We start from the raw sequence: 26,287 nt of genomic DNA, 5'->3' as shown, positions 1-26,287 counted from the left end.
GGCCTTGGTAAACCGCGTGATGTGGCACCGCTTAGGTACCCATCACTTAGCGGGTGTTAAACTCCGCCTCAGCCACGCGGAAGCGCTCGGTGACCACCTTGGAGGGCTGGCGGCCCATCAGGCTCACCACCACGATGGCGACAGAGGCGAACAGGAAGCCAGGGATAATTTCATACAGCTCCTGCCAGCCATACTGTTTCCAGAAGATCACCGTCAGTGCGCCCACCAGCATCCCCGCCAGTGCGCCATTGCGTGTCATGCGTGACCACATCACCGAGATCAGGATCACCGGCCCGAATGCCGCACCGAAGCCAGCCCAAGCGTAGCTCACCAGACCCAGCACGCGGTTCTCAGGGTTGGCGGCCAGCGCGATGGCGACCAGCGCCACCACCAGCACCATCAGGCGGCCGACCCACACCAGCTCACGCTGGCCAGCATTTTTGCGCAGGAAGGCTTTGTAGAGATCCTCGGTGATGGCGCTGGAGCAGACCAGCAGCTGGCAGCTCAGGGTACTCATCACCGCCGCCAGAATGGCGGAGAGCAGGATGCCAGCAATCCACGGGTTGAACAGGATTTTCGCCAGCTCGATAAAGACGCGCTCGCCATTCTCGGTCACGGTGCCAGCCTGCGCCGGGTTATTGCTGAAGTAGGCGATGCCGAAGAAGCCGACGGCGATGGTGCCTGCCAGACAGAGGATCATCCAGGTCATGCTGATGCGGCGCGCGTTGCGGATGGTGTGGTGCGAGTCCGCCGCCATGAAGCGTGCCAGAATGTGCGGCTGGCCGAAGTAGCCCAGACCCCAGCCCAGCAGTGACAGGATGGCAACCAGATTCAGCCCCTTGAACATGTCAACGTAGGCCGGGCTTTTCGCCTCAATCACCAGCATCGAGGTGTCGATGCCACCGACGGCCAGAATCACGAACACCGGCGTCAGGATCAGCGCGAAGATCATCAGCGACGCCTGCACGGTATCCGTCCAGCTCACGGCCAAAAAGCCACCGATGAAGGTGTAGAGGATGGTCGCGGCGGCCCCGGCCCACAGCGCGGTCTCATAGCTCATGCCGAAGGTGCTCTCGAACAGGCGGGCACCGGCCACGATGCCCGAGGCGCAGTAGATGGTGAAGAAGACCAGAATCACCAGCGCCGAGATGATGCGCAGCAGCTTGCTGGTATCCTCAAAGCGGCTGGTGAAGTAGTCCGGCAGCGTCAGCGCGTTGTTGTTGGCCTCGGTGTGGACACGCAGGCGGCCCGCCACCAGCTTCCAGTTGAGGTAAGCGCCCAGCGTCAGGCCGATGGCGATCCAGCTCTCCGAGATGCCGGAGATGAAGATGGCGCCCGGCAGGCCCATCAGCAACCAGCCGCTCATGTCAGAGGCGCCGGCGGAGAGCGCGGTCACCACGCTGCCCAGACTGCGGCCGCCCAGAATATAGTCGTCAAAATTTGTGGTGCGGCGGTAGGCCAGCAACCCAATTACTACCATCCCCAGGATATAGACCAGAAATGTCACCAGCATAGGTGTACTTACTGTCATGTAGATTCTCCACGTACTTTGTCATGAGTATTCACCTGGGTAACCCCTGTGAAACGCCCTGTCATGTTTCCCGGCAGCCGGAGCGACGGCCAGGCATAAGCGATACCGGAACGGGGTATCGGGTATAACCTTGTCAACTTTCAGACTATCCGGGTTGCGACCCTGCCCTTTTTATGACTGCCGGGGTCAGGGGCGCGGCCCATCCTAGATGAGGTCTGTCGCGTTCGCCAAGTCATTTAACATTCAAGAAACATAAAGCTTACGCTCCATCACACAAATAATAACCAGCGGTTGTACTGGATAGCCGTTCCGCGGTATCACCTTAGGCTGTAACAAAAGTGCAGCAGTGGTACCCGCACCTTCTCCCACCGGGCCTGGGCTTCGCTTTTCCCCGGCCGCCCGAACGGCAGGCGGCTAAAACCTAGCAATTTTCGTGCCTGGTTATTTTGTTAACAAAATTTCGGGTAAAAAGCGGCATGAATCCTGCATGGTTTTACAAACCAAAAACAGGGTTGCACTTAGTTGCAACATGATGGTCAGCGGCGCTATGCTCAGCGCGCGTTACTGTCATATGCGTCAAACGGGGCGGCCTTCCCTGCCCCGTGCACCATATCCTTAGAGCAGTTGCATTAATTACAGGAGTCAGTTGGCATGGGCACTACCACTATGGGCGTGAAGCTGGACGAAGCAACACGCGATCGCATCAAAACCGCCGCGCAACGCATCGATCGCACGCCGCATTGGTTAATCAAACAGGCAGTTTTCACCTATCTGGAGCGCCTGGAGAGTGGCGAGGATCTGCCGGAATTCCCGGCGGCCGGCGCGCCAAGCCAGGAGGGTGAAGAGGCATTTGCCCTGCCCACCAGCGAGGCCCCGCAGCCCTTCCTGGAGTTCGCTGAGCAGATCCTGCCGCAGTCGGTGACCCGCTCGGCCATTACCGCTGCCTATCGCCGCCCGGAGACCGAGGCGGTGCCTATGTTGCTGGAGCAGGCACGCCTGCCCGCGGCGTTGGCAGACTCCACCCACCAGCTCGCCTATCGCATCGCCGAGAAGCTGAGGCACCAAAAAGGTGCAAGTGGACGCGCCGGAATGGTGCAAGGGCTGCTTCAGGAGTTCTCCCTCTCCTCACAAGAGGGCGTGGCGCTGATGTGTCTGGCGGAGGCGCTGCTGCGTATCCCGGACAAGGCGACGCGTGACGCGCTGATCCGTGACAAGATCAGCAACGGCAACTGGCACTCCCACGTCGGCCGCAGCTCCTCGCTGTTCGTTAACGCCGCCACCTGGGGCCTGCTGTTCACCGGCCGTCTGGTCTCTACCCATAATGAGGCCAACCTCTCCCGCTCCCTGAACCGCATCATCGGCAAGAGCGGCGAGCCGCTGATCCGCAAGGGCGTGGACATGGCGATGCGCCTGATGGGCGAGCAGTTCGTGACCGGCGAAACCATCGCCGAGGCGCTGGCCAATGCCCGCAAGCTGGAGGAGCGCGGCTTCCGCTACTCCTACGACATGCTGGGTGAGGCGGCGCTGACCGAGGCGGACGCGCAGGCGTACCTCGCCTCCTACCAGCAGGCGATCCATGCGATTGGCAAGGCCTCCAATGGCCGTGGCATCTATGAAGGCCCCGGCATCTCCATCAAGCTGTCGGCGCTGCACCCGCGCTACAGCCGCGCCCAGTACGAGCGCGTGATGGAAGAGCTCTACCCGCGCCTGCTGGCGCTGACCCTGCAAGCGCGCAAATATGACATCGGCATCAACATTGACGCCGAAGAGGCTGACCGTCTGGAGATCTCCCTCGACCTGCTGGAGAAACTCTGCTTCGAACCGCAGCTGGCTGGCTGGCATGGCATTGGCTTCGTGATTCAGGCCTACCAGAAGCGCTGCCCGTTTGTGATCGACTCACTGATTGACCTCGCTGGCCGCAGCCGCCGCCGCCTGATGATCCGTCTGGTGAAGGGTGCCTACTGGGACAGCGAGATCAAGCGCGCGCAGATGGATGGCCTCGAGGGCTACCCGGTCTACACCCGCAAGGTCTACACCGATGTCTCCTACCTGGCCTGCGCCCGCAAGCTGCTCTCGGTGCCGAACCTGATCTACCCGCAGTTCGCTACCCACAACGCCCACACGCTGGCGGCGATCTATCACCTCGCGGGTAACAACTACTACCCCGGCCAGTATGAGTTCCAGTGCCTGCACGGCATGGGCGAACCGCTGTACGAGCAGGTGGTGGGCAAGGTGGCCGACGGCAAGCTGAACCGTCCATGCCGTATCTATGCGCCGGTGGGCACCCACGAAACGCTGCTCGCCTATCTGGTGCGCCGCCTGCTGGAGAACGGGGCCAACACCTCGTTCGTTAACCGCATCGCGGATGCCACCCTGCCGCTGGAGGAGCTGGTGGCCGATCCGGTGAGCGCCGTGGAGGGGCTGGCGGCACAAGAGGGCCAGATGGGCCTGCCGCACCCGCGCATTCCGCTGCCGCGTGAACTGTATGGCGACGAGCGCGTCAACTCCGCGGGCCTGGATCTGGCCAACGAACACCGTCTGGCATCGCTCTCCAGCGCCCTGCTCAGCACGGCCGCCCATCCGTTGCAGGCCGAGCCGCTGATCGATGCTGAGAAAGACGCGGGCGAGGCCCAGCCGGTGATCAACCCGGCCGAGCCGCGTGACGTGGTAGGCAGCGTGCGCGAAGCGACCCCGGCCGAGATTGGCCGCGCGCTGGACGCCTCTGCTGACGCTGGCCCAATCTGGTTCGCTACCCCGCCGGAGGAGCGTGCCGCCATTCTGGTGCGCGCCGCCGAACTGATGGAAGCGCAGATGCAGAACCTGCTGGGCGTGCTGGTGCGCGAAGCGGGCAAGACCTTCAGCAACGCCATCGCCGAGGTGCGTGAGGCCGTTGACTTCCTGCACTACTACGCAGGCCTGATTGAGCAGGACTTTGCCAATGACAGCCACCGCCCGCTTGGCCCGGTGGTCTGTATCAGCCCGTGGAACTTCCCGCTGGCGATCTTTACCGGCCAGATTGCCGCCGCGCTGGCGGCTGGTAACAGCGTGCTGGCGAAACCGGCGGAGCAGACCCCGCTGATCGCCATGCTGGCGGTGAAGCTGCTGCACGAAGCTGGCGTTCCGGCGGGCGTGCTGCAACTGCTGCCGGGTGACGGTGCCACCGTTGGCGCGGCGCTGGTGAATGATGCCCGCGTGCGCGGCGTGATGTTCACCGGCTCCACCGAAGTGGCGGCGCTGCTGCAACGCAATATTGCCGGACGCCTCGACCCGCAGGGCCGCCCGACGCCGCTGATCGCCGAAACCGGCGGCCTGAACGCGATGATCGTTGACTCCTCGGCGCTGACCGAGCAGGTGGTGACTGACGTGGTGGCCTCCGCCTTTGACAGCGCCGGCCAGCGCTGCTCCGCCCTGCGCGTGCTCTGCGTGCAGGACGAAGTGGCCGACCGCACGCTGGAGATGCTGCGTGGCGCGATGGCCGAGTGCCGCATGGGCAACCCGGAGCGCCTCTCCACGGACGTCGGCCCGGTGATTGACGCCGAGGCCAAGGCCAACATTGAGAAGCACATCAATGCGATGCGCGCCAAGGGCCGCAAGGTCTATCAGGCGGCGCGCGCCAATGCGCAGGATGAGAAGGAGTGGCCAACCGGCACCTTCGTCAAGCCGACGCTGATTGAGCTGGAGAGCTTTGACGAGCTGAAGCGCGAGATCTTTGGCCCGGTGCTGCACGTGGTGCGCTACTCCCGCCAGAACCTCGACGGCCTGATCGACCAGATCAACGCCGCCGGTTATGGCCTGACGCTCGGCGTGCATACCCGCATCGACGAGACCATCGCCCGCGTCACCAGCAAGGCGAAGGTGGGTAACCTCTACGTCAACCGCAACATGGTGGGCGCAGTGGTCGGCGTGCAGCCGTTCGGTGGCGAGGGCCTCTCCGGCACCGGCCCGAAGGCGGGCGGCCCGCTCTACCTCTACCGCCTGCTCTCCAGCCGTCCGGACGACGCGGTGCACCGCACCCTGTCGCGTCAGGATCAGCAACTGGCCCTCGACAGCAGCGCCCGCGCGCCGTTGCAGGCCCCGTTGCAGGCGCTGCACGCCTGGGCGCAGGGCCAGCAGATGTCGCCGCTGGCGGCACTCTGCCAGCACTACGCCGAGTGGGCGCAGGGTGGCACCGTGCGCACCCTGCCCGGCCCGACGGGCGAGCGCAACACCTACGCCCTGATGCCGCGCGAGCATGTGCTCTGTCTGGCGGAAGATGAGAACGACGCCTGGACGCAACTGGCGGGTGTGCTGGCCGTGGGCAGCCGTGCGCTGTGGCCGGAGGGTGAGATGCAGCGTGCGCTGTTTGGCCGCCTGCCGGCTGAGGTGCGGGCGCGTATCGACTTCACGCCAGAGTGGCAGTCGGACAACGCGGCCTATGACGCGGTGATCTACCACGGCGACTCTGACCAGCTGCGCGCCCTGTGCGAGCATGTGGCGAAACGCGCTGGCGCGATTGTCTCGGTGCAGGGCTTCGCCCGTGGCGAGACCCACCTGCTGCTGGAGCGCCTGTTGCTGGAGCGTTCGCTCTCCGTCAACACCGCGGCCGCGGGCGGCAACGCCAACCTGATGACCATCGGCTAAGCCAGGCATCAGCCAATAAAAAGGGGAACCCACTGGGTTCCCCTTTTTTTCGCCGGGCGTTACGAGTTCAGGAACTTGTCGAGGAACTGGCGGGTGCGCGCCTGCTGCGGGCTGGTAAACAGCGCCTTGGCCGGCCCTTGCTCCACGATGCGGCCGTTGTCCATAAAGATGGCGCGATCCGCTACGTCGCGGGCAAAGCTCATCTCATGGGTGACGATCACCATGGTGCGGTGCTCCTGCGCCAGCGCGCGGATGGTGTTCAGCACCTCGCCCACCAGCTCCGGGTCAAGCGCCGAGGTCGGCTCATCAAACAGGATCACCTCCGGGCGCATCGCCAGCGCGCGGGCGATGGCCACCCGCTGCTGCTGGCCGCCGGAGAGGCGGCGCGGGTAGGCACTCTCCTTGCCGCTCAGCCCCACTTTCGCCAGCAATTCGCGCGCCCGCTGCTCCGCCTCGGCGCGCTTCTCGCCCTTCACAATCACCGGCCCCTCAATGATGTTCTCCAGCACCGAGCGGTGCGGGAACAGGTTGAAGTTCTGGAACACAAAGCCCACCTGCTGGCGCAGCGCACGTACCTGCGCCTTCTGGCGGCTCAGCGGCTGGCTGCCGTCGATGGTGATGTTGCCCACCTGGATGGTGCCGCCATCCGGCGTCTCCAGCAGGTTGATGCTGCGCAACAGCGTGGTCTTGCCCGAGCCACTCGGCCCGATGATCGCCACCACTTCACCGGCGTTGACTGACAGGTCGATCCCATGCAGTACCGTGTTGCCCTTGAAGGCCTTGGTCAGGTTTTTGACATCGATGGTACTCATGGTTACTCCTGATCCTGTCGGTTGGCGCGGGCCTCAAGGCGGTTCTGCAAGGCCGAAAGCACAGTGGCCAGCACCCAGTAGATCAGGGAGGCGGCCAGATACATGGTGAACACCTCAAAGGTGCGCGAGGTGATCAACTGCGCCTGACGGAACAGCTCCGGCACCTGGATGGTGGCGGCCAGCGAGGTGTCCTTCACCAGACTGATGAAGCTGTTGCCGAGCGGCGGCAAGGCGGTGCGCGCCGCCTGCGGCAGGATCACCCGGCGCAGGGTTTGCCACGGCGTCATGCCGATGCTGGCGGCGGCCTCCCACTGCCCCTTCTCAATCGAGGAGATGGCGGCGCGCAGCGTCTCGGAGGTGTAGGCGGCGGTGTTAAGCGACAGGCCAATCAGCGCCGCCGGAATCGGGTCCAGCTCAATGCCGAACTGCGGCAGGCCGTAGTAGATCATGAACAGCTGGGCGATCAGCGGGGTGCCGCGGAAGATGGAGACGTAGATCCGTGACAGCCAGGCCAGCGGCCAGAAGCGGGAGAGGCGCATCAGCGCCAGCAAAAAGCCCAGCGCCAGACCAAAGGCCATGCCGCCGATGCTGAGCTGAAGGGTGAACAGGGTACCCTTCAATAAAAAAGGTGCGGAATCCAGCACCAGTTGAATACTTTCTTGCATATGTGCAGACCCTGACGGCGCCGCGCGCCGGAGGTGGAAAACGGGCCGGCGATCGCTCGCCGGCGCGGGGGTTACTTGGTGACGTCAGCGCCGAACCACTTCTCGGAGATTTTGCTCAGGGAGCCATCCTGCTGCATGTCAGCAATGGCCTTGTCGATGGCGGCCAGCAGCTGCGGGTTGTTCTTGCGCAGCGCCACGCCCGACTCCAGACGGGAGAAGGCCGGGCCTGCCACCGCCATGGTGTTGCCGGTCTTCTTCACCAGATCCAGCGCCGCCAGACGGTCTACCAGAATGGCGTCAACGCGGCCAAAGCGCAGATCCTGGTATTTGGTCGGGTCATCGTCATAGGTACGGATGTCCACGCCCTTCACGTTCTCACGCAGCCACTGCTCGTAGTTGCTGCCCAGACCCACGCCCACTTTCTTGCCACTCAGATCCTCAGGCTTGGTGATGCCGCCCTCGCTGCCCTTTTTGGTCAGCGTCTGGATGCCGGAAATAGTGTACGGGGTGGAGAAGTCGTACTTCTTCTTGCGCTCGTCGGAAATCGTGACCTGATTGATCACCACGTCGATGCGGCCAGAGTCCAGTGAGGCCAGCATACCGTCCCACTTGGTCGGTGACAGCTTGGCCTGCACGCCCAGATGCTGCGCCAGCGACTGGGCGAACTCCACTTCAAAACCGGTCAGCTTGCCATCTTCACCCTGGAAGCTGAACGGCGGGTAAGTCCCCTCCAGCCCGACCACCAGCGATCCGCGCTGCTTGACCTTGTCCAGCAGGTCAGCGGCGAGGGTATTGCTCACCACGCCACCGGTCAGTGTGACAGCCACCATACCCAACAGCAGGTTGCGACGAAATGCGGAAAAACCCATACGTACCCCTTATCAATCAGTTTATTATTTTCAGGATGTTATCACTTGGTGTCCCGGTTAACAGGAATGAATCACCTTATGCTTAGTCCTGAATGGCATAAGCGAGCCTGTCACACCGCCGGTGGATAGGCAAACAGCGCCGGCGCGCCGCCGGTATGCACAAACAGGATCGGCCCGCTGGCAAAGCGCTTGCGCGCCAGACCATCAATCAGCCCGGCCATCGCCTTGCCGCTGTAGACCGGGTCCAGCAGGATCCCCTCCTGCGAGGCGAGCAGCTTGATCGCCGCCATCCCTTCCTCGTTCGGCTCGCCATACTGCGGCGCGAAGTACTCGTCCCACAGGGTGATCGGCGCGGGCGCGTCCGTCAGCCCCAGCCGGGCGGCGATCGCCTGTTGCAGCGTCTCGACCTTGGGGCGCTGATCCTGCGCCTTGCGCGAGACCGTCACACCAATCAGCGCCGTCTCCGGCATCAGTTGTTGCAGGCCGACCGCCAGCCCGGCGTGGGTACCGGCGCTGCCGGAGGCCACCACCACGCTGCCAAACGCCACCTGCTGCCCTTGGTCGGCAATCTCCAGCGCGCACTGCACGTAGCCCAGCCCACCGAGGTCATTGGAGCCGCCCACCGGGATGACGTAGGGGCGGAAGCCCTGCGCCTCCAGCCGCTCCGCCTCGTCCCGCAACTGCGCCTGCGGGTCATGCAGCGCGTCGCACATCACCACTTCGGTGTTGAAGAGATCGAGCAGCCGGCGGTTGCCGTTGGCGAGGTAGTTGTCGCCGGGCTGGTAGCCACCGGCGGCGAACGGGTTCTCCAGCAGCGCCACACAGTGCAGGCCGAGGCGCGCAGCCACCGCCGCTGTCTGGCGCACATGGTTGGACTGGATGGCACCGGCGGTCACCAGCGTATCGGCCCCCTCGCGCAGCGCGTCAGCGGCCAGAAACTCCAGCTTGCGCAGCTTGTTGCCGCCCAGCGCCATCGGCGTGGTGTCGTCGCGCTTGATGTAGATCTCATGGCCCAGATAGTCCGAGAGGCGGTCGAGCCGCTCCAGCGGCGTGGCGGGGCCGACCAGATCAAGGCGCGGCACGGCGGCCAGTTGGTCACTCAGATAACGGTAAGATGGTGTGGAGAGGTTGCTCACCCGGTTCCCCTTAGGAAAGTGTCGAGATACAACCTATAGATCTAGCAGATGTTTCTGTAACAATCACCCGTTGCGGGACGCAATCGTGATTGATTTGGCCGATTACACCCATTAGCGGCACAAATGAAAGGCCCGGCTGGGGTGGCCGGGCCTTAAGTGGTCAGCGCGGCTGGCTCTGCCACGCGAGGTACTGGTCATATTTGCGCAGGGCGATGCGGTAGTTATTGTGGCCAGCGTCCGGCAAGTCCTCAATGATCCGCTGGTGGATGCTGTCGCCGCTGATGCGCTCGCGCGGGTAGTTGCGGGCAATCAGCATCTCGTCGAGGCGGCGCAGGCGCACCACGTACTCGCGCACCGTGCTGTGGCTCATCTCGGTCTGCTCAAACAGGTACTGCTTGAACGCCTTGATGTCGAAATACTCCGGGTTGCTGTTGCAGGAGATCTCGCTGCAAAAGCGGCACAACGCCATCAGCTCGTCCTGTAGCTTCAGCCACACCTGATCGTCGATCAGCTGGTCCATGCCGGCGATGGCTTCTTTATTGATGATCTGCCCACGAAAGACCAGCGCCATCCGGTCAAGGTGCTTGGCGCATTGGGAGCAGTGAGTCTGGCTGTGTTTGTAGTCTTTAAGGTAACGGCTCAGCGGCCGTTTTTTAACAGATGTACCTGGCATATAAAATTCCGCTAATGTGTTGCTTTTAAGGGGCGGAACTCCGAGGGCGCAGACCTGTTGGGCAGGCGGCGCTTAATGATCGGCGTTAAGTCTGGCTCGCAAGCGCTTGATAGCCTGACTGTGCAGCTGGCTGACGCGGGACTCCCCGACCTCAAGCACAGCCCCGATCTCCTTCAGGTTCAGCTCTTCCTGGTAATACAGTGTTAACACCATTTTTTCGCGCTCGGGCAGGGCCTCAATCGCGTCCATCACCCGCTGGCGCAGGTTGCCCTCCATCAGGTGGTGCAGCGGATTGCTCTCCTCATGCCCCTCCATCAGCGCATCGGCGCTGTCGCCGTGCTCCTCGCGCCACTCGTCGTAAGAGAAGAGTTGGCTGTTGTTGGTGTCCATCAGGATCTGACGGTACTCCTCCAACGGGATGGACAACGCGTGGGCCACCTCCCCCTCCGTCGGCGGCCGGCCGAGCTGCTGCTCTGCCTGCTGCATGGCCACCTGCACTTCCCGTGCATTGCGCCGTACGCTGCGCGGCGCCCAGTCACGGCTGCGCAGTTCGTCCAGCATGGCCCCGCGAATGCGTTGCACCGCATAGGTGGTGAAAGCCGTCCCCTGTAGCGCGTCGTAGCGTTCCACTGCGTTAAGCAGCCCGATCCCACCCGCTTGCAGCAGGTCATCCAGCTCGACACTGGCCGGCAGCCGCACCTGCAGGCGCAGGGCTTCATGGCGGACCAGCGGAACATAGCGCTGCCACAGAGAATTTTTGTCGATTACGCCTTCGGCGGTATACAGATCGCTCACTGTCGAAACCTGGCAAATTGAGGGTCTGTATGCATTATCCCTATGCCGGTGCGAAGTAATCGGTGGAACAAACCGCAAAAAAGGCGGCTATTTGTGGGTTGTCCGACAGGCTTTTCCAAGATGCCTTAAGATAATTCTTAATCGCCGGCGTTACTTTACACGACATTTACCGCCAAACAACGCAATGATGAAAAAAATTTAACTTAAGGCGGAGCACCACCCAAAATAAACCCCGCCGAAGCGGGGTCTTGTCAGGTCCGGCTAAGCGATTAACGCAGCAGGGACAGGACGTTCTGCGGAACCTGGTTCGCCTGAGACAGCACGGAGGTGCCAGCCTGTTGCAGGATCTGCGCGCGGCTCATGTTGGAGACTTCGGTCGCGTAGTCAGCATCCTGAATACGGGACTGCGCGGCGCTCAGGTTGGTCACGGTGTTGTTCAGGTTGTTGATGGTGGAGTCGAAACGGTTCTGTACCGCACCCAGGCCACTACGTGCTTTGTCAACGGTGCTGATGGCATCGTCAATGGTTGCCAGGGTAGTATCGGTGTCATCCATAGTGGTCAGGTTAATGGCATCCACACCCAGAGTTCCAGCATCAGCTTTCGCGCCAGACAGGTCCAGGGTGATGGTCTGGCCATCGTCCGCGCCAACCTGGATGCTGACTTTACCGTCAGTGCCTGCGCTGCCGTCCAGCAGTTTGGTGCCGTTGAAGGAGGTCTGGCTGGCGATACGGTTGATCTCAGCAACACGTGCGGTCACTTCATCCTGCAGGGAGGTCAGGTCGCTGGCGCTGTTGGTGCCGTTTTTCGCTTGAACAGTCAGCTCACGGACACGCTGCAAGTTGGTGTTGATCTCGTTCAGCGCGCCTTCAGCGGTCTGCGCCATGGAGATGCCGTCGTTGGCGTTACGCGCTGCCTGAGTCAGGCCTTTGATGTTGGAGGTGAAACGGTTGGAGATCGCCTGACCTGCTGCGTCATCTTTTGCGCTGTTGATACGCAGGCCAGAGGACAGGCGCTCAATGGCGGTGCTCAGGGTAGACTGAGATTTGTTCAGGTTGTTCTGAGTGGTCAGGGACATCAGGTTAGTATTGATAACGGCCATTGTATTCTTCCTTCAATATCAAAATTTGTTTAGGTTTGGGCTTATTTACCCACGGCGTCTCTCACCGTCCTAAAAAGTATCGGCGTGACTTCACAGAACTTTAGAATGAAATAATAAAATTCGTTAATTTGTTGATTTTAAACGAATTAAACTTATTAAAGTGATTCCAGTTCGCCTCGCCGGCGAAATAAACGCCGGCGGATAAAAGAATAATGCGCCCTCCTCTCTTCCTTCTCTATGCACTATCGCCTTAATACCCGTCGTTCTGGCTCGCTATTCCGCGCATCATTTTTTTGGCGGTTGCGTAAACTTTTCACTATTCGGGCCGATACCTCTTTTTAGGTCATCCCCTTCATTTATAGGAAGCATCGTGGCAACTATCAGCAACCTGGGCGTCGGCTCTAACCTGAAACTCGATACCCTTTATACCTCTCTGGAAACCGCAGAGGAGTCGAAGCTCACCACCATCACGGATCAGCAGTCGAGCTACCAGAGCCAGTTGAGCGCCTTTGGCAAACTGCAAAGCTCGCTGCAAAGTCTGGAGACGGCGACCGCGGCGCTGACCAAGAGCACCGCCTTTAACAGCACCACGGTCAGCAGCACCAGCAGCGCCTTTACCGCCACCACCGACAGCACCGCCGACGTCGGCAGCTACTCGGTCTCGGTGACGCAGGTCGCCAAGGCGCAATCCCTGCTCTCCAGCGCCATCAGCAGCAACAGCACGCAGCTGGGCACCAGCGGTGCCGGCACCCGTACCCTGACCATCACGCAGGCTGGCAACAGCACGCCGTTGACCGTCAGCCTGACCGATGAGCAGACCACCCTGAGCGGCATTGCGGACGCCATCAACAAGAGCGGCGGCGACGTCAGCGCCACCATCATCAAGGCCAATGACAGCGACTACCGCCTGATGCTCACCTCCAAGTCCACCGGCACCGACTATGACATGACGGTCAGCGTCAGCGGCGACGACACCTTGCAGGGCGTGATTGGCTACACCAGCGGCAGCGCCAGCAACGGCATGACTGAGCAGGTGGCCTCACAGAACGCCAAGCTGACGGTCAACGGCGTGGCCATTGAGCGCAGCAGCAACACCATCACCGATGCACCGCAGGGCGTGACGCTGACGCTGAAATCCGCCAGCGCCTCGGGCAGCAGCGAGCAACTGGAGGTGACGCGCGCCACCGATGACACCAAAACCGCCATCAAGGCGTGGGTCACCGCCTATAACTCGCTGCAAAGCACCATCGCCACCGTCACCAAATACACTGCGGTGGAGAGCGGCGAAGACCAGTCCACCAGCAACGGCGCGCTGCTGGGCAACAGCACCGTGCGCAGCATCCAGTCCCAGTTGCGTAGCCAGTTGACCAGCGTCCAGAGCAGCAGCCTGGCAATCATGGCGCAGCTCGGCATCACCCAGGATCCGACCATTGGCTCTGACGGCTCCAGCGGCAACTTGACCATCGATGACACCAAGCTGACCAAGGCCCTGAGCGATAACCCGAAGGGCGTGGCCGACTACTTCATCGGCGACGGCAAAACCACCGGCTTTGCCACGATGATGGACAGCACCCTGACCACCATGCTGAGTACCTCGACCGGCAAAGAGGGGGTGATCAAGAACGCTACCGACAGCATCAACACCACGCTGAAGACCCTGAGCAAGCGGTATGACGCGATGAGCGACAGCATCGACGCCACCATGGCGCGCTACAAAACGCAATTCACCCAGCTCGATACGCTGGTCTCTAAACTCAACAACACCTCGACCTACCTGACCCAGCAGTTCAGTACGTCGAGCTAATAAGGACGCGTTATGTACCATCGTTCCGGCGTCAGTTCCTATCAACAGGTGGGGCTGGAGAGCAGCGTGATGAGCGCCACCCCGCACCAGTTGATCGTCCTGCTGTTTGACGGCGCGCGCAGCGCGCTGATTCGCGCTGGCCTGTTCATGGCCCAGGGTGACATCGTCCACAAGGGCGAGGCGATCTCCAAGGCGATCAACATCATCGACAACGGGCTGAAGGCTGGCCTGGATGCGGAGAAGGGCGACCCGGCGCTGGTCGCCAACCTAGAAGCGCTGTATGACTACATGTGCCAGCGCCTGCTTCAGGCCAACCTGCACAATGACCCGGCGGCACTGGACGAGGTTGCAGCGCTGCTGAGCAACCTCGCCGAGGCCTGGCAGCAGGTAGGCCCCCACCCCCAACCCTCTCAGGATGTGAATTAATGGATCGCCACCCGCACCTTATTACCGAATATCAGCTGGTTTTCGGACTCAGCGAGCAGATGCTCGCGCTGGCCAATCAGGCCCAATGGCAGGCGCTGGTGGAGATGGAGATCCAATACGCCCGGCAGGTCGAGCGGGCCACCGCCCTGATGGCAGCAAGCGAGGTACCTGACCCCACGCAGGCCGCCATCCGCACGCTGCTCGACCGCACCCTGGCAAACGAGGCGCAGGTGACCCAACTGTTGCGCGCGCGCATGGATCAGCTGGCCGAACTGATCGGCCATACCAGCCGCCAGAAGGAGCTGTCCCACGCCTACGGCCAGTTCGCCGATCGCCGCCCGCTGTTTTAGGCGGCGGCCCGCCCCCCGCCTTGCGCCGGTAACCGCTCATCGGTTGCCGGCTGCTTACTGCCACACAGTCACGATTATGCAACGCACCCTTTACGCTTACCCCGGCACCGGCATTGCCAGCCACATTATTCAGCACAGCGCGCTCACCATCTCTGGGCTGTACCTCAGCCGCCCCAGCCTGCTTCAGGTTCTGCACGGCTCCCAACGGGTCCAGACCGCCGAAGGTGACTGGCTGGTGCGCGAGGGGGAGATGCTGGCGCTGGACGGCGGCCAGATGATCGATGTCCATATGGATCTGGACGAACGGGGCCGCTACGCCAGCCGTACCCTCAGCTGGGACGAGACGCTGCTCGCCGCCTTTGACCGCGAGGCGCCGCCGGCCCTGATGCCGCACGCCGCCACGCCAATCGCCGCCCCGCACCGCCACTTCACCCTGACACTGGAGAACCTGTTTGACGCGCTGGCACAGGAACCGCCGCTGCCGACGGCCATTGTCCACCACCGGATGCGCGAACCGTTGCTCTGGCTGGCGGAGCATGGCGTCCGGCTGGCAGACCGCCGCGCCCAGACCCTGACCCAGCAGGTACGCGATCTGCTAATGAGCGACATCGCCCATCCGTGGTCAGCGGCGGAGGTAGCGGAGCGACTGGAGATGAATGAGGTGATGCTGCGCCGTCGGCTGGCGGCCGAAGAGGGTGCGCTGCGCAACCTCATCACCGACACCCGCATGACCCATGCGCTGCGCCTGTTGCAGAGCACCGACGCGGCCATCGCCACCATCGCCCAGCAGGTTGGCTACGAGAGCGGTTCACGCTTCGCTGGCCGCTTCCGTAGCCGTTTCGGCTTCCTGCCGACCGCCATCCGTGGCCACCACCGCCCCACGCCCTGCCCGGACACTGCGGCCTGACGCAGGGTTGGAATGCGCCGCACAAAATGCAAAAAGAGTGGGACGGGTGGATGGCGCGCCCTGGCAAAAGCTTTTATCGTGTGGCTTCTGTCAACCGGCGTCAGCAAGGGCAATGAGCATGGGCAAAGAGAGAGGAGTGCGGATTGCCGCGCTGGCCGCCCTGGCGGTGATGGTGATGGTGCCGCTGTTGCAGGGCGCGATCTGGTATGGGCATGACTGGGAAGCGCACCTGCTGCGCATGACCTCGCTGAATCAGGCGCTGGCGCATGGCCAGTTCCCGCCGCTGTTTGATTACTGGAACGCCAACCAGTATGGCTACAGCTGGCAGATGTTCTACCCGCCGCTCAGTTCGCTGCTGTTTTTGCTGGCGCGCGCCCTGACCTTCGGCCTCGCCTCTGACATGGTGCAGATGAAGCTGGTGTTCGCGTTTATCCTCGGCATTGGCTTCATTAGCGCATGGTTTGCTGGCCGGCGGGAGCATGGCAGTGCCGCGATGGGTGGCCTGTGCGCCCTGCTGTTCCTCAGTTCGGTCTACTTCCTCAATAACATCTTTATCCGTTTCGCCGTCGGCGAGTGTCTGGCGATGGCGGTGATGCCACTGTTTATCCGTGGCTGTAGCTCGTTAGTGGGCGATCGGCGTGACATCCGGCTGATTCCCATCGCCGCCACGCTGATCCTGCTCTCCAACATCCCCAGCGTGATTGCCTGCGTGATCTTCTTCCTGCTGTTCGCCGCCCTGAATGTCCGTGCGATGTTCACCTTCGCCAACCTGCGGTTTATGGTGCGGGCCGTACTGATTATTTTGGCGCTCACCTGCCTCTACTGGGGGCCGCTGCTCTACCACATGCGCCATTCCGATCTCTATGCCTTCAAGGGGATGCTGTTCAGCTACCACTATATGGACAGGTACAAGAGCGACCTGCTGCAAACGCTGCTCGGCCTGCCCAGCCAGTATGGGCTGACTCAGGCGGGCACCTACTCCTCGCCCGGCCTGCCGCTGCTGCTGCTCAGCCTGCTGGGGCTGTGCCTGCCGATTGGCCGGCGTGGCAAGACCCTACTGGCGACCGGGCTGCTGCTGGTGCTGCTCTCCACCAATCTGGTGGACTGGAACTGGCTGCCGCTGAAGACGCCGCTGTTTAACCTGATGCAGTTCCCCTGGCGGCTACTCACCTGCGCCTGCGCCCTGCTGGCACTCTATGCCGCCGTGCCGCTGCAACGCCTGCTGGCCTGGCGCCCCGCCGTGGGCGGGCTGGCGCTGGCGGCGCTGCTGGCCGCCGCCTGGCTGCCGGTGCAGAGCGCGCTCAACAATCCGCTGGCGGCGTTCCACACCCTCCGCCTCTATCCTGATTACCTGAATAACAGCACCATGCAGGGCGACACCTTCCGGCAACTGTCCGCGCAGATGCTGCCGCCCATCAGCCGGGAGAATGTGCTCCAAACGCCCAATGGCTACATCAACGGTTACCCCAGCTTCCACGTGTCAGTGCCAGCCCCGACGCTCTACACGCTGCCCTATGTTCGCTACGCTGGCTACTACCTGATGGTGGATGGGCAGAAAGTTGCGCCCAGAGCGCTGGATGATGGCTTTATCGGTGTGCGCCTGACACCCGGTGAACATACGGTGACGCTGGGTTATCACATTTACATCGTGGTGGGGCCAGCGCTGGTCTCCCTCAGCACGTTGTTGATGCTATTAGTCCTGTGGCTACGCAAGCGGCGCTGGCGTCTCTGGCTGATGGCGCGACCACAGGGCCGGCTGCCCGGTTAAACTGAGTAGACACGTCATGGTAAATTGATCCCTGCCACGCCCGTCATGTAAACATATTGATAAAAATGTAATCTCAAGGTAATTATATTGTTAACTTGAACTACATGACTGCCGTGCAGGGAAGTATGGAAAAAAATTTCAATCTCGAGATGATGCGCGCCGTTGCCATCTACGCTGTTGTCTTGATCCATGCCTCAATGATGACGTTCTACGCCGCACCGATAGATGGGGTTGCCTGGAGTATCACCAACCTCTGTTACTCGCTGGCACGTTTTTGCGTCCCCTTCTTCTTTATGGCTTCCGCCTTTTTGCTTATTAAGGAGGAGATGCCGGTAGGCGCTTTCCTCAAGCGACGTCTGACGCGCATCCTGCTGCCGCTGGTGGCGTGGTCCTTTATCTATGGCTTGCTCAATGGACAGGATATTTTCAGCCGCCAGTGGCTGATTGGCACGTTGCTGAATCAGAATGCTGCGGGCCACCTCTGGTTCCTCTATGCGCTGGTGGGCCTCTATATCATGATGCCGCTGGTAGGATTGCTCTACTACCGCAGCCGTAGCCTGTTCCGATGGTATGCGGCCCTCACGTTTGTTTTCTCCTGCGCCATGCCCTTCCTGAATGAGGCTTTCCAGTATCGCGTGGGGTTCGTTGGCAATATGGCGCTGGATAACTTCCATCCGCTGGTGATCTATCTGTTCCTGCCGCTGCTGATGAGAGATTTGACCTTCACCCGCCAGCGGGGCTGGCTGGCACTGGCGCTGTTTGGTCTGATGACGTTAATTATCTTCGCAGGTACGCGTCATATCTCATTGGCCGCCCACCAGCCGCGTGAAACTTACTATAACTACGCCTATCCGCCGGTGGTGATCGCCTCCGCTGCGTTGTTCTATCTGTTGTTGAATGTTCGCTTCACCTTCAGCGCGCTTTGGCGGCAACGTATCCTCTCCGTGGCCGAATGCGCTTTTGGCATCTACCTGGTGCATATGGTGTTCCTGCTGCTGCTCGGGCATGTGATCAATGTGAATGTCGCGCTGGTATGGCCTTTCGGCGGGCTGATCTTCTCTGTGGTGTGGTTCCTGTTGACCTACGCCTTGGTGCGCGCCCTGCGTACCGTGCCCTATATCCGCGCCATTTTATAGCGTCCATAAAAAACCCCGCCGCGGCGGGGTAGTCTTTCATGCAGGCTCAATCATTAATTTCCTGCATCTCTTTAATGGTGTTCTGGTTGATCTGCTGCTTATTACCCCAGGCATCGGTATAACTGATCATGCCGGTGGCATCGTCAGTTTTGGGCTTGCCCTCACTGACAATGGTGCGGCCATCCAGGGTGTGAATGGCGTAATTGCTCGAGCAGCCGGCCAGCAAAGCAGAGAGCATAACCGTTGAAGCTATAACGATTTTTTTCATTACTCACTCCTTTTTGTTAAGAACGTTTTAATCATAGTGCATATTGCCCCGGCGGCAAGTGGACCGCACGTTTCGCCTCTGATGAGATTATTTAATCTATTTGTGTTAAGTGTGATCTTGGCCGCACCATTTTGTTAAAATTTTACTATCGAAATAAGTAACCTGCGCTTTACTATAGCTTTTCTATGGACCCAAACTTGGTGACTTATGGTATGAAAGCCCTTATTGCAGAACTGTTGGTGAAATTAGCGGAAAATGACGTTGCCTCCAAAGAGACGCTGATTCAGGTTGAGGCCTTACAGATTGCGGTTACGGCGTTGATGAACTCGCTGGATGCGCAAACCAAGGCCAACATCTCACGCCAGGTCAATATGGCGCTGGATGCGGCAGCCGACAATGTCAGTAACCCAGACGATCTGGTTAAGCTGCGCAGTTGCCTCTACGCCCTGATCGATAAACCCCGCCTCCAATCGTAATCGCCCCTCTCTGCTTCAGGGCAGGCGTTGCGCCTGCCATCCTTTTTAATGCTTCCGGCCGCCATCATTGCGTGGCTGACGTTACCGCGCCGGCATTACCGCACAAAAAGCTAACTTCAAAATTATACAAAATCCAATTCTTTGTATAAGTTTAATGGCGAGTATGAATCGCCCTGTAATGAATGCTGTACTTCTCCTCTGAAGGTGAACAGGTTTTCACCTTCAGAGGTTTTTTTTGCCACCCGCCCACTTTTTGTGCTGCCCCTTTATGGCGTACAGGTGGAGAAGAACGACGAGGAAAACAATGAATAAGCACGCCATCTCTGCCGAACGAGAAATCGCCTCCTATTTCAACGGCGGCGACGCCCTGCCCGCCAGTGAGTCAGACGTTATCAAGGCGATTGTGACGGAGTTGCTGCAAAGCAACGAGGTGGTCAGCAATAAGGCCATCATGGCCAACCTGATTGACAAGCTGGAGAGCGAAACGGATGTCATCAAGCTGGATATTTACCGTCATGCGCTGGAGAGCCTGATGCTCAACTCGCGTGAAGCGATGTTTGCCCGCAGCTAACCCCCCCGCCGGGACACCCGTCCCGGCTGTTGCCCCTACGCTGAGGCTTTGCTCATCTGCATTACCTCGTCCAACCGTTGTTTCATCTCAATAATGGTGCGCTGCAACTCCGCATCGGCCTCGGTGGCTGTCTCCCCTTTGCCGGTCAGGGTAAAGTGGTAGCCCGCCTCCTGGCATACTACCTCATACTGATAACTCCCCTGCTGCTGCTCGCTTTTTTTGATCTCTAATGACATGGCGTTTCCTCCTTTGTGATTAAAAAGATAGCAGAGGCCAGCGCGGCCGGCAGGATTGATCGGCAGAAAAAAGGCCGCGCCTGAGCGCAGCCTGTGAGGAGGTATCGCGAGATATCAGGTGCTGGAGGGGGTCGGTGGCACCTGGCCGTCAATCTGCTCCAACTGTGCGCCTGAACCGGGGCGGGCTTTGCCCAGATCCGGCTCCTGGCCGAGGATATCCGGCTGCTCTTTGGCGGTGAACTGGCCACGGCCATCGTAAGCGGGGCCACTGCTCCAACGGCCTTGCGGCAGCGGTTTGTCCAGCGAGGTATTCAGGCAGTAGTAGGAGTGCTCCGTGGCCTCATGCTCCTGCGGCGCGCTATTGGGGATCGGCAGGGACGCATTCAGGCCGCCCATCTCCTCGATCACCGCCAGCCACTGCTGCTGGTGCATGGTGTCACGGGCGATCAGGAAGGAGAGAAAATCTTTCATGCCCTTGTCTTCGGTCATATTGTACAGGCGGGTCGCCAGCACACGGCCCGTTGCCTCGGCGGTGACGTTGGCCAGCATGTCTGCCGCCACGTTGCCGGACGCGTAGATATGGCTCATATCAAAGGGCACGCCATTGGCATTAACCGGCATAGCCGCCAGGCCAGAAGAGAGGATGTGGCGCGGGTTCATGCCACCCATGATGGCGTTGACCACCGGATCTTTGGCGGAGGCTTCCTGATAAGAGAGCGGCGCGCCCTCCAGATTGAGTGCGACAGCATGACCCAGCATCTCAATGTGGGCCAGCTCTTCGGTGGCTGTCGAAATCAACAGATCTTTGATGCGGGCATCGCCGCGGGTGCCCATTGCCTGAAAGAAGTACTGCATGGCTACGCGGATTTCACCCTCTACCCCACCGATGGCCTGCTGCAACAGCATGGCAAATTCCGGATCGGGCTTATCTACTCGGACTGGGTACTGAAGTTTCGACGAATGATGAAACATACAATGCTCCTCTGGTTGAGTGGTTGGATGCTGCGCCCGATCAAGCATGGGAGGCGAATCCCACAATTGCAAAGTCAACTGAGAAACATTATCAATTTAATTGCTAACTGAACCCGCTGGCCCGCCCCGCGCCCGGCCGGGAGAGCCGCGTTAACCCGCTGCTTTTTCGGCGGTAATGCGTGCCGCGCGCTGCCAGAGTATGGCGGCCTTCAGAGTGCTCTGAATCTCCGCCCACTAAGGATTGCTGAGCCTGATTCAAAAGGTGAGCTGCACGCTTAGAGCCGCGATGGCCGGCAGGATAATCCCCGCCCGCAGCCCGAGGTAGGGCGTCAGATGGTAGTTGACGCCGTGGTAGATATAGGGCGCATAGCCGATGCCCGTGACCTTTTTGTGATCGCGATAGACGCCCGCATCGCCGCAGTGCGAGAAGGCGTCGAAAAAGAACTCCCCGGTATAGACGTAGATGCCCTCCAGCGTCCAGTTGCCACGCCGCTGCCACACCTTCTCCATCCCCAGCATCGCGCAGCGGTTGCCCCGGCTGTTGATCAGCGTGCCTGCATACAGCCCGTAGTCCGACCCCGCGCCAAAGCGCCGCTCTACCGCGAACAGATCATTCTGGAAATATTGGGTGTAGTGACCGGTGGGATCATAGAGATGAAACACAAACGACCCAGTGTGGATCGAGTAGCGCGACAACGCCTCTGCCGTGGCAGGTGCGCTCAGGCACAGGGCGCACAGGCCGGCGATGGGGATAAGTAGATAGGGCGTGGCCAACATTCCCCCTGCATCAGTGGTCGCTATGTGGGGCACCCATAACCTCCCCGTGGCAATGTGAAGATAGTCCGGCAAGGGCAGGATCACAAACCGTGGGGTGGGTTTTGGCATGAAAAGGCTATGAGGGTTGACTGGAACAGGCTGTAGAGGGAGAGGCCAAAAATACGAGCCTTATCGCAAATTTATTGGTATCAATCAAAATAAAGAGCGCATAATACTTTTTCCGCTCGCACAGACACACAATTATCTATTCACCATAGGGAATACTTATAATCTTAAGGAGGAACCCGCCAATGCGTATTAAATCTTATGATATCATCAGGGTGATATCATTATTAATGATAATAATTGCCCATGTTATGGAAGCTGCTGCTCACAAGTATGGATTTGAACCTTGGATGAATCCTTTCTTTTTAGGAGGCATCGGGGTTACTTTTTTCATTATCCTATCCGGGTGTTCATTAGGCTTTTCAACTAAAAAATCTCCAATTAATCTTTTTAATTTTTATAAAAAAAGGGCATCTTCGATTTATCCCTTCTATTGGCTTGCCTATGCCATCACCGCCGCATTCTTTTTTATTACGCAGTCGTTTTTGCCGATGGGAACGGATATCAAGACGATCGCCATCACGCTGTTTGCGCTTGATGGATATTTAAACTCCACTCACGCCACTTACTACCTGATTGGTGAGTGGTTTACGGGCTTTATTTTGTTGACTTACCTGATTAGCCCCTTCTTTATTAAGGGGGCAAAAAAACGCCCGTTGGTTATACTGCTTATCGCCATCATGCTCTCTTACCTGTCGGTGACGTATACGCCCACCATCCTTGAATATACCTCCTTCTGGAACAAGTCACCTTTATGGAACCCCACTTCCAGACTCGCTGAATTTACCTTTGGTATATTAATTAGCACCTATATCTTATATAACAGGCCACTGTTCAAATATCTTGCTCTGGCTGCGGCAGCGTACCTGATATTGATGCTGGTAGTTTTCAATAGTAGCTATTATCAATTTACCCTGATAGGCATAAGCCTTTGGGCGAGTACCTTTACCGTTGGCCTCTACCTGCTAACCCTTTTAAGGCTGGAGAGGTTCAAGCTCAATATCCTGGACTTTTTATCCACCTACTCTTTTATGGCTTTCCTGTTTCATCACCAGATTGCTGCGTATATTGTCAACCATACCAATTTCGCTAAATTTACCCACATACACCTGTTTTATGCGTTTATTTGCACCACGATGATCAGCTATGCATTAGCTTACATTTTCCACAAGCCTGCCATAGCAATCCAGAAAGCCCTGTTCACGAGATAAAACTAGATACAAGCCACCACGGGTGGTTTGTATCCTTAAGATTATTTCGCTGCACACTGTTGGGTTGACCGGTAATCAAAAGTCCCTCCTCGCCACGATTTTTGCTGATAAAAACGCACAGGGTCTATAGTTGTCAGTCTGAATGTTTTTTATTCACCCTGGGCGTGCAGGCTGCCCACTGACTGAGAGGTTATGATGAAAGACGGACTCTATGCAGTGCATTTTGATAGCAATCAACAAGATACGGGCGGCGGCGTGATCTCGATCCGTGACGGGGCGCTGAATGGTGGCGACAACGGCTATATCTATCAGGGGATGATTGAGGATGGCAAGACCACCCTGCGGGTCAAGCAGCACAATGACCAGGTGATCTCAGTGTTTGAAATCACCGGCGACTTTGATGTTGACCTGAAGGTCGAAGAGACCAAAGAGGGATTTGAGATGGAGGGGCATGTTCAGGACAAGCAGGATCTGACCATCCATATCACCGGCAAATTCCTCTCCGCCCTCGTCTGATACCCAGCCGCCCAGCGAGGCGGTTTTTTTTATCGCCGTCCCCTTCCGTGCAGCTTCCCGCAGATGGCATATACTTGCGACCAGAAACCGGGTTGCCCGTGTGGCAAGGGAGTGTGTATGGAAGAGGGTTTGCTTAGCCAGTTGATCACCGCCGGTGCGGGCATTTTGGGCGTGATACTGGGCGGCGCGGTCACCTATCTTAGCAGCAGCCGGATTGAGCAGGCGCGCTCTGCACGCGAGAAAAAGGCCTATCAGGCTGGCTTTTTGGCCGAAGTGCAGGCGCTGGTGACCATCATCCGCGAGCGGGGCTACCTGGAGGAGCTGGGCCAGCAAGCGGAGCGCCGAGGTCTTGCAGCCGATGCGCTCAACGTCAAGCTGGAGATGGTGGTGCCGGACAACTACGCCCGCTTCTATGAGGCCAACCTGACCAAGGTGGGCGATATCGACCCCGCGCTGGCGACGCGCCTCGTCACCTTCCACCAGCTACTTCAGGCCGTGATCACCGATTTCAAACCTGACGCTTACAACGCGGAAAGGCGCTTCAGCCCACAGGCGCTGGAGGAGAACTACCGCATCCTGAAAAAGGCGATGCTGATTGGCGATGAGCTGGTGAGTTATCTGGAAAATCCCCGACCCTGACCCCCGATGCAATGGACGTTATTCTCTCTACAGGAGTGGTATGAACAGAAAACATCTTTTGGCTGCCGGGCTATTCATCACGGCTCACGCCGCACTGGCGGATATTCCCAGTTACGCTGCATTGGATGATGCCCAGTTTGGCACAGGCGCAGATAAGCAAGCCATGCGCTTTACCTTCGCAGATGGCGCAGAGCTTGCGGTGGACAGTTGTGCGGCTTATCTGGCGGCGCGGCAACAGCACGGCCAGGTACGCGAGCTGCATGACAGCGCGTTGGTGTACAAACCCGCCATGATCAACCTGCCGCTGTGTGAAGCGCGGCACTATCTGGAGGGACATGCCCTTCAGCTGGCACCTGATACTCGCCTGCCCGCGCCGGATCAATTACCCAAGCAGGTCTATTGGGTATTTAATAACGATCGGCAAACGATTCTGGAAAAGAGCAATAAACACGCCCGCCTGTCAGATATTGAAGACCCGATGACCAACATAGAGCCGGGAAAATATACCAGTGAGGGGATCAATTATCTCTTTACGAATGTGGGGAGCGTCGGTGATGACAAATTGCTTATCGAGGTCACCAACACAATCGATGGCGGTTCGATGTTCTACTCTCGCCTCTTTCTGTTCTCAGTAGCCCATACGCCGTGGACTATAGAGCAATCCTTCGCCCTGATCTCTGAATAGACGTTGCTTGGCCCACATCCTGACCGTGATACAGAATAGCCCTGTTTATTTCACTGCACCCATAAAAAAAGCCACCCGAAGGTGGCTTATATCAGCTGGCGTTTTCGCAACCTGGCTGACCGCGATCGATAATCTCAGTCCCTTCCACACGCACACCAATTATACCGAACAAAAAGGAGTGATTGAGCTGAGTAATAACGACATCAGTCAATCCTACGGCACATCGGTTTCTTTGGATGGCTTTATCCATCGCGGTTTTGACATTGGGAATACCGAGCGGGAAGATAATGACCGGTGCCTTATCCTCGCCAACCACGCGCTGACCATTAATGAACTTATTTGAGTTAATATTGTAATTTTTGGTACTGGCCACAGTCAAATCAGCAACGCGAATAGTACAACCACTCAGTAAAAGCGCTCCAAGCGCTACAGCTAAAACCTTTTTCATTAAAAGCTTCCTTAATTGCAATCGGAAACATCTTAACAGATGAAAAAAGTTAATCAACATTGAAATCTCATCGCCAGGTCGTTGATTATAAAGCTGCTTAAAGCACATTGAGGCACTTGGCTCATTTTATAACTTAAAGCAAAACAGACAAGATAATATCTCGCCATATTAACAAGCGTCAAATCCGCCTGAAAGACATCCTTTCCAAGGTAAGTTTCCGATTAATAAAAAACCAGCGGAGAGAACTTACCGCCGACTGTTTTATCGACCATCCTCTACGCTAGTTTTAATGTCCGAAAGGGTTATCTGGCATTGCAATAATGTTGATATTCTCCCGACGAGATTCTACACCTGCATATTCATCACGTCCTGATACGCCGCGACCAGTTTATTGCGTACCTGAACGCCCATTTGCAGGGCGACAGAGGATTTTTGCATCTCCACCATCACGTCGTTCAGGCCGATGCCGGGGACGCCCAGTTCGAACTGCTCGGCCTGGGTGCGGGCGCTGGTCTGGATATCGCTGATCTTGCCGAGCGCGGCTTTTAGCTCGCCAGCGAAGCTGGCCTGCGGGTTGGCCTGCGCCGGTGCGCCGCCGGTGGCCTGAATGGCGGTGGCGCGCAGCTGCTGCAAAACGCCCTCAATGCCTTGAATTGACATGCTTTTCCTCTATTCCCCCGCTCAAGCCGGTTGGCCCGGCGGTCATCACGCTTTTTGATGGCTGACACCCTACCACAGGCTTTTTACCCTAAAGCGCCTAATTAGCCGCAAAAAACACGGCTTTTTCAGCC

27 protein-coding genes are annotated in these 26,287 nt (G+C 58.9%); 13 read left to right on the top strand and 14 right to left on the bottom strand.

Features of this window, described 5'->3' with window-relative positions:
- Nucleotides 1–46: 46 nt before the first annotated feature.
- Nucleotides 47–1,531: a sodium/proline symporter PutP gene (gene putP, locus C1N62_RS07075; RefSeq protein WP_137762963.1), complete on the bottom strand. Its 1,485-nt coding sequence runs from the start codon at nucleotides 1,529–1,531 to the stop codon at nucleotides 47–49.
- Nucleotides 1,532–2,182: 651 nt separating this feature from the next.
- Here putP and putA point away from each other — a divergent pair.
- Entirely contained in the window at nucleotides 2,183–6,151 is a 3,969-nt protein-coding gene (putA, locus tag C1N62_RS07070) for a trifunctional transcriptional regulator/proline dehydrogenase/L-glutamate gamma-semialdehyde dehydrogenase (protein ID WP_137762962.1), read from the top strand.
- Between the two features lie 59 nt (nucleotides 6,152–6,210).
- Here putA and tcyN read toward each other — a convergent pair whose 3' ends face one another.
- The 7 genes from tcyN to C1N62_RS07035 all read right to left on the bottom strand — a co-directional run bounded on the left by tcyN (nucleotide 6,211) and on the right by C1N62_RS07035 (nucleotide 12,201).
- The gene (tcyN, locus tag C1N62_RS07065) at nucleotides 6,211–6,963 is read right to left on the bottom strand and encodes an L-cystine ABC transporter ATP-binding protein TcyN (protein ID WP_137762961.1); all 753 of its coding nucleotides are present in this window, start codon (nucleotides 6,961–6,963) and stop codon (nucleotides 6,211–6,213) included.
- A 2-nt stretch (nucleotides 6,964–6,965) separates the two neighbouring features.
- Complete coding sequence (gene tcyL, locus C1N62_RS07060; protein WP_137762960.1) at nucleotides 6,966–7,628, bottom strand: cystine ABC transporter permease; 663 nt, start codon at nucleotides 7,626–7,628, stop codon at nucleotides 6,966–6,968.
- 71 nt (nucleotides 7,629–7,699) lie between these two features.
- Nucleotides 7,700–8,497, bottom strand: a complete 798-nt coding sequence (gene tcyJ / locus C1N62_RS07055; RefSeq protein ID WP_137762959.1) for a cystine ABC transporter substrate-binding protein — start codon at nucleotides 8,495–8,497, stop codon at nucleotides 7,700–7,702.
- Between the two features lie 110 nt (nucleotides 8,498–8,607).
- The gene (locus tag C1N62_RS07050; protein WP_240775767.1) at nucleotides 8,608–9,600 is read right to left on the bottom strand and encodes a D-cysteine desulfhydrase; all 993 of its coding nucleotides are present in this window, start codon (nucleotides 9,598–9,600) and stop codon (nucleotides 8,608–8,610) included.
- Nucleotides 9,601–9,793: 193 nt separating this feature from the next.
- Nucleotides 9,794–10,306 carry a flagella biosynthesis regulatory protein FliZ gene (gene fliZ, locus C1N62_RS07045; protein ID WP_137762958.1) on the bottom strand — a complete coding sequence of 171 codons (513 nt, stop codon included), beginning with the start codon at nucleotides 10,304–10,306 and terminating at the stop codon, nucleotides 9,794–9,796.
- 72 nt (nucleotides 10,307–10,378) lie between these two features.
- Nucleotides 10,379–11,101, bottom strand: coding sequence for an RNA polymerase sigma factor FliA (locus C1N62_RS07040; protein ID WP_137762957.1), 723 nt, complete (start codon nucleotides 11,099–11,101; stop codon nucleotides 10,379–10,381).
- 269 nt (nucleotides 11,102–11,370) lie between these two features.
- The gene (locus C1N62_RS07035; RefSeq protein ID WP_137762956.1) at nucleotides 11,371–12,201 is read right to left on the bottom strand and encodes a flagellin; all 831 of its coding nucleotides are present in this window, start codon (nucleotides 12,199–12,201) and stop codon (nucleotides 11,371–11,373) included.
- Between the two features lie 370 nt (nucleotides 12,202–12,571).
- Here C1N62_RS07035 and fliD point away from each other — a divergent pair, with 370 nt between their 5' ends.
- The 6 genes from fliD to C1N62_RS07005 all read left to right on the top strand — a co-directional run bounded on the left by fliD (nucleotide 12,572) and on the right by C1N62_RS07005 (nucleotide 18,592).
- Complete coding sequence (gene fliD / locus C1N62_RS07030) at nucleotides 12,572–14,005, top strand: flagellar filament capping protein FliD (protein ID WP_168195829.1); 1,434 nt, start codon at nucleotides 12,572–12,574, stop codon at nucleotides 14,003–14,005.
- A 12-nt stretch (nucleotides 14,006–14,017) separates the two neighbouring features.
- Nucleotides 14,018–14,431 (top strand): flagellar export chaperone FliS, encoded by a 414-nt coding sequence (gene fliS / locus C1N62_RS07025; RefSeq protein ID WP_137762955.1) that lies wholly within the window; start codon nucleotides 14,018–14,020, stop codon nucleotides 14,429–14,431.
- Nucleotides 14,431–14,781, top strand: a complete 351-nt coding sequence (gene fliT, locus C1N62_RS07020; RefSeq protein WP_137762954.1) for a flagellar protein FliT — start codon at nucleotides 14,431–14,433, stop codon at nucleotides 14,779–14,781. Before fliS ends, fliT begins: the two co-directional genes overlap by 1 nt.
- Before the next feature lie 76 nt (nucleotides 14,782–14,857).
- Nucleotides 14,858–15,688 carry an AraC family transcriptional regulator gene (locus C1N62_RS07015; RefSeq protein ID WP_137762953.1) on the top strand — a complete coding sequence of 277 codons (831 nt, stop codon included), beginning with the start codon at nucleotides 14,858–14,860 and terminating at the stop codon, nucleotides 15,686–15,688.
- 112 nt (nucleotides 15,689–15,800) lie between these two features.
- On the top strand, nucleotides 15,801–17,456 hold the full coding sequence (locus C1N62_RS07010) for a YfhO family protein (protein ID WP_137762952.1): 1,656 nt from the start codon (nucleotides 15,801–15,803) through the stop codon (nucleotides 17,454–17,456).
- A gap of 125 nt (nucleotides 17,457–17,581) precedes the next feature.
- Nucleotides 17,582–18,592, top strand: coding sequence for an acyltransferase (locus C1N62_RS07005; protein ID WP_168195828.1), 1,011 nt, complete (start codon nucleotides 17,582–17,584; stop codon nucleotides 18,590–18,592).
- A 46-nt stretch (nucleotides 18,593–18,638) separates the two neighbouring features.
- On the opposite strand, the gene C1N62_RS07000 is transcribed toward C1N62_RS07005, so the two are convergent.
- Nucleotides 18,639–18,860, bottom strand: a complete 222-nt coding sequence (locus tag C1N62_RS07000) for a YgdI/YgdR family lipoprotein (RefSeq protein WP_137762950.1) — start codon at nucleotides 18,858–18,860, stop codon at nucleotides 18,639–18,641.
- 212 nt (nucleotides 18,861–19,072) lie between these two features.
- On the opposite strand from C1N62_RS07000, the gene C1N62_RS06995 reads away from it, so the two are divergent.
- Together C1N62_RS06995 and C1N62_RS06990 are read left to right on the top strand one after the other, a co-directional pair.
- Nucleotides 19,073–19,336, top strand: coding sequence for a sigma-S stabilization anti-adapter protein IraP (locus tag C1N62_RS06995; protein ID WP_137762949.1), 264 nt, complete (start codon nucleotides 19,073–19,075; stop codon nucleotides 19,334–19,336).
- A 304-nt stretch (nucleotides 19,337–19,640) separates the two neighbouring features.
- Entirely contained in the window at nucleotides 19,641–19,907 is a 267-nt protein-coding gene (locus C1N62_RS06990; RefSeq protein WP_137762948.1) for a biofilm development regulator YmgB/AriR family protein, read from the top strand.
- 35 nt (nucleotides 19,908–19,942) lie between these two features.
- On the opposite strand, the gene C1N62_RS06985 is transcribed toward C1N62_RS06990, so the two are convergent.
- From C1N62_RS06985 to C1N62_RS06975, 3 genes are all read right to left on the bottom strand, one after another.
- Entirely contained in the window at nucleotides 19,943–20,143 is a 201-nt protein-coding gene (locus C1N62_RS06985) for a hypothetical protein (protein ID WP_137762947.1), read from the bottom strand.
- 114 nt (nucleotides 20,144–20,257) lie between these two features.
- Nucleotides 20,258–21,115 carry a manganese catalase family protein gene (locus C1N62_RS06980; protein WP_137762946.1) on the bottom strand — a complete coding sequence of 286 codons (858 nt, stop codon included), beginning with the start codon at nucleotides 21,113–21,115 and terminating at the stop codon, nucleotides 20,258–20,260.
- 255 nt (nucleotides 21,116–21,370) lie between these two features.
- Nucleotides 21,371–21,892 (bottom strand): hypothetical protein, encoded by a 522-nt coding sequence (locus C1N62_RS06975; RefSeq protein WP_240775747.1) that lies wholly within the window; start codon nucleotides 21,890–21,892, stop codon nucleotides 21,371–21,373.
- Between the two features lie 290 nt (nucleotides 21,893–22,182).
- Here C1N62_RS06975 and C1N62_RS06970 point away from each other — a divergent pair, with 290 nt between their 5' ends.
- From C1N62_RS06970 to C1N62_RS06955, 4 genes are all read left to right on the top strand, one after another.
- Entirely contained in the window at nucleotides 22,183–23,208 is a 1,026-nt protein-coding gene (locus C1N62_RS06970; RefSeq protein WP_137762945.1) for an acyltransferase, read from the top strand.
- Between the two features lie 192 nt (nucleotides 23,209–23,400).
- A complete protein-coding gene (locus tag C1N62_RS06965; RefSeq protein WP_137762944.1) occupies nucleotides 23,401–23,724 on the top strand; it encodes a GrlR family regulatory protein in 324 nt (107 codons plus the stop codon).
- 117 nt (nucleotides 23,725–23,841) lie between these two features.
- Entirely contained in the window at nucleotides 23,842–24,363 is a 522-nt protein-coding gene (locus C1N62_RS06960; RefSeq protein ID WP_137762943.1) for a hypothetical protein, read from the top strand.
- A gap of 40 nt (nucleotides 24,364–24,403) precedes the next feature.
- The gene (locus C1N62_RS06955) at nucleotides 24,404–25,048 is read left to right on the top strand and encodes a hypothetical protein (protein WP_137762942.1); all 645 of its coding nucleotides are present in this window, start codon (nucleotides 24,404–24,406) and stop codon (nucleotides 25,046–25,048) included.
- Nucleotides 25,049–25,139: 91 nt separating this feature from the next.
- On the opposite strand, the gene C1N62_RS06950 is transcribed toward C1N62_RS06955, so the two are convergent.
- Both C1N62_RS06950 and fliE read right to left on the bottom strand, forming a co-directional pair.
- Nucleotides 25,140–25,496, bottom strand: a complete 357-nt coding sequence (locus C1N62_RS06950; RefSeq protein ID WP_137762941.1) for a hypothetical protein — start codon at nucleotides 25,494–25,496, stop codon at nucleotides 25,140–25,142.
- Nucleotides 25,497–25,841: 345 nt separating this feature from the next.
- Entirely contained in the window at nucleotides 25,842–26,156 is a 315-nt protein-coding gene (gene fliE / locus C1N62_RS06945; RefSeq protein ID WP_137762940.1) for a flagellar hook-basal body complex protein FliE, read from the bottom strand.
- Between the last annotated feature and the right edge of the window lie 131 nt (nucleotides 26,157–26,287).

Origin of the sequence: Nissabacter sp. SGAir0207 (assembly GCF_005491205.1) — a bacterium.
Taxonomy (GTDB): Bacteria; Pseudomonadota; Gammaproteobacteria; order Enterobacterales; family Enterobacteriaceae; genus Chimaeribacter.
Note: the sequence above shows the minus strand (reverse complement) of the source record. Positions and strands in the feature narration are given on the sequence as shown.

What these genes read in the sequence shown, in the direction of transcription:
- putP (WP_137762963.1), bottom strand. Translation starts at nt 1,531, where the DNA reads ATGACAGTAAGTACACCTATGCTGGTGACATTTCTGGTCTATATCCTG.
- putA (WP_137762962.1), top strand. Translation starts at nt 2,183, where the DNA reads ATGGGCACTACCACTATGGGCGTGAAGCTGGACGAAGCAACACGCGAT.
- tcyN (WP_137762961.1), bottom strand. Translation starts at nt 6,963, where the DNA reads ATGAGTACCATCGATGTCAAAAACCTGACCAAGGCCTTCAAGGGCAAC.
- tcyL (WP_137762960.1), bottom strand. Translation starts at nt 7,628, where the DNA reads ATGCAAGAAAGTATTCAACTGGTGCTGGATTCCGCACCTTTTTTATTG.
- tcyJ (WP_137762959.1), bottom strand. Translation starts at nt 8,497, where the DNA reads ATGGGTTTTTCCGCATTTCGTCGCAACCTGCTGTTGGGTATGGTGGCT.
- fliZ (WP_137762958.1), bottom strand. Translation starts at nt 10,306, where the DNA reads ATGCCAGGTACATCTGTTAAAAAACGGCCGCTGAGCCGTTACCTTAAA.
- C1N62_RS07035 (WP_137762956.1), bottom strand. Translation starts at nt 12,201, where the DNA reads ATGGCCGTTATCAATACTAACCTGATGTCCCTGACCACTCAGAACAAC.
- fliS (WP_137762955.1), top strand. Translation starts at nt 14,018, where the DNA reads ATGTACCATCGTTCCGGCGTCAGTTCCTATCAACAGGTGGGGCTGGAG.
- fliT (WP_137762954.1), top strand. Translation starts at nt 14,431, where the DNA reads ATGGATCGCCACCCGCACCTTATTACCGAATATCAGCTGGTTTTCGGA.
- C1N62_RS07015 (WP_137762953.1), top strand. Translation starts at nt 14,858, where the DNA reads ATGCAACGCACCCTTTACGCTTACCCCGGCACCGGCATTGCCAGCCAC.
- C1N62_RS07010 (WP_137762952.1), top strand. Translation starts at nt 15,801, where the DNA reads ATGAGCATGGGCAAAGAGAGAGGAGTGCGGATTGCCGCGCTGGCCGCC.
- C1N62_RS07005 (WP_168195828.1), top strand. Translation starts at nt 17,582, where the DNA reads ATGGAAAAAAATTTCAATCTCGAGATGATGCGCGCCGTTGCCATCTAC.
- C1N62_RS07000 (WP_137762950.1), bottom strand. Translation starts at nt 18,860, where the DNA reads ATGAAAAAAATCGTTATAGCTTCAACGGTTATGCTCTCTGCTTTGCTG.
- C1N62_RS06995 (WP_137762949.1), top strand. Translation starts at nt 19,073, where the DNA reads ATGAAAGCCCTTATTGCAGAACTGTTGGTGAAATTAGCGGAAAATGAC.
- C1N62_RS06990 (WP_137762948.1), top strand. Translation starts at nt 19,641, where the DNA reads ATGAATAAGCACGCCATCTCTGCCGAACGAGAAATCGCCTCCTATTTC.
- C1N62_RS06985 (WP_137762947.1), bottom strand. Translation starts at nt 20,143, where the DNA reads ATGTCATTAGAGATCAAAAAAAGCGAGCAGCAGCAGGGGAGTTATCAG.
- C1N62_RS06980 (WP_137762946.1), bottom strand. Translation starts at nt 21,115, where the DNA reads ATGTTTCATCATTCGTCGAAACTTCAGTACCCAGTCCGAGTAGATAAG.
- C1N62_RS06975 (WP_240775747.1), bottom strand. Translation starts at nt 21,892, where the DNA reads ATGTTGGCCACGCCCTATCTACTTATCCCCATCGCCGGCCTGTGCGCC.
- C1N62_RS06970 (WP_137762945.1), top strand. Translation starts at nt 22,183, where the DNA reads ATGCGTATTAAATCTTATGATATCATCAGGGTGATATCATTATTAATG.
- C1N62_RS06965 (WP_137762944.1), top strand. Translation starts at nt 23,401, where the DNA reads ATGATGAAAGACGGACTCTATGCAGTGCATTTTGATAGCAATCAACAA.
- C1N62_RS06960 (WP_137762943.1), top strand. Translation starts at nt 23,842, where the DNA reads ATGGAAGAGGGTTTGCTTAGCCAGTTGATCACCGCCGGTGCGGGCATT.
- C1N62_RS06955 (WP_137762942.1), top strand. Translation starts at nt 24,404, where the DNA reads ATGAACAGAAAACATCTTTTGGCTGCCGGGCTATTCATCACGGCTCAC.
- C1N62_RS06950 (WP_137762941.1), bottom strand. Translation starts at nt 25,496, where the DNA reads ATGAAAAAGGTTTTAGCTGTAGCGCTTGGAGCGCTTTTACTGAGTGGT.
- fliE (WP_137762940.1), bottom strand. Translation starts at nt 26,156, where the DNA reads ATGTCAATTCAAGGCATTGAGGGCGTTTTGCAGCAGCTGCGCGCCACC.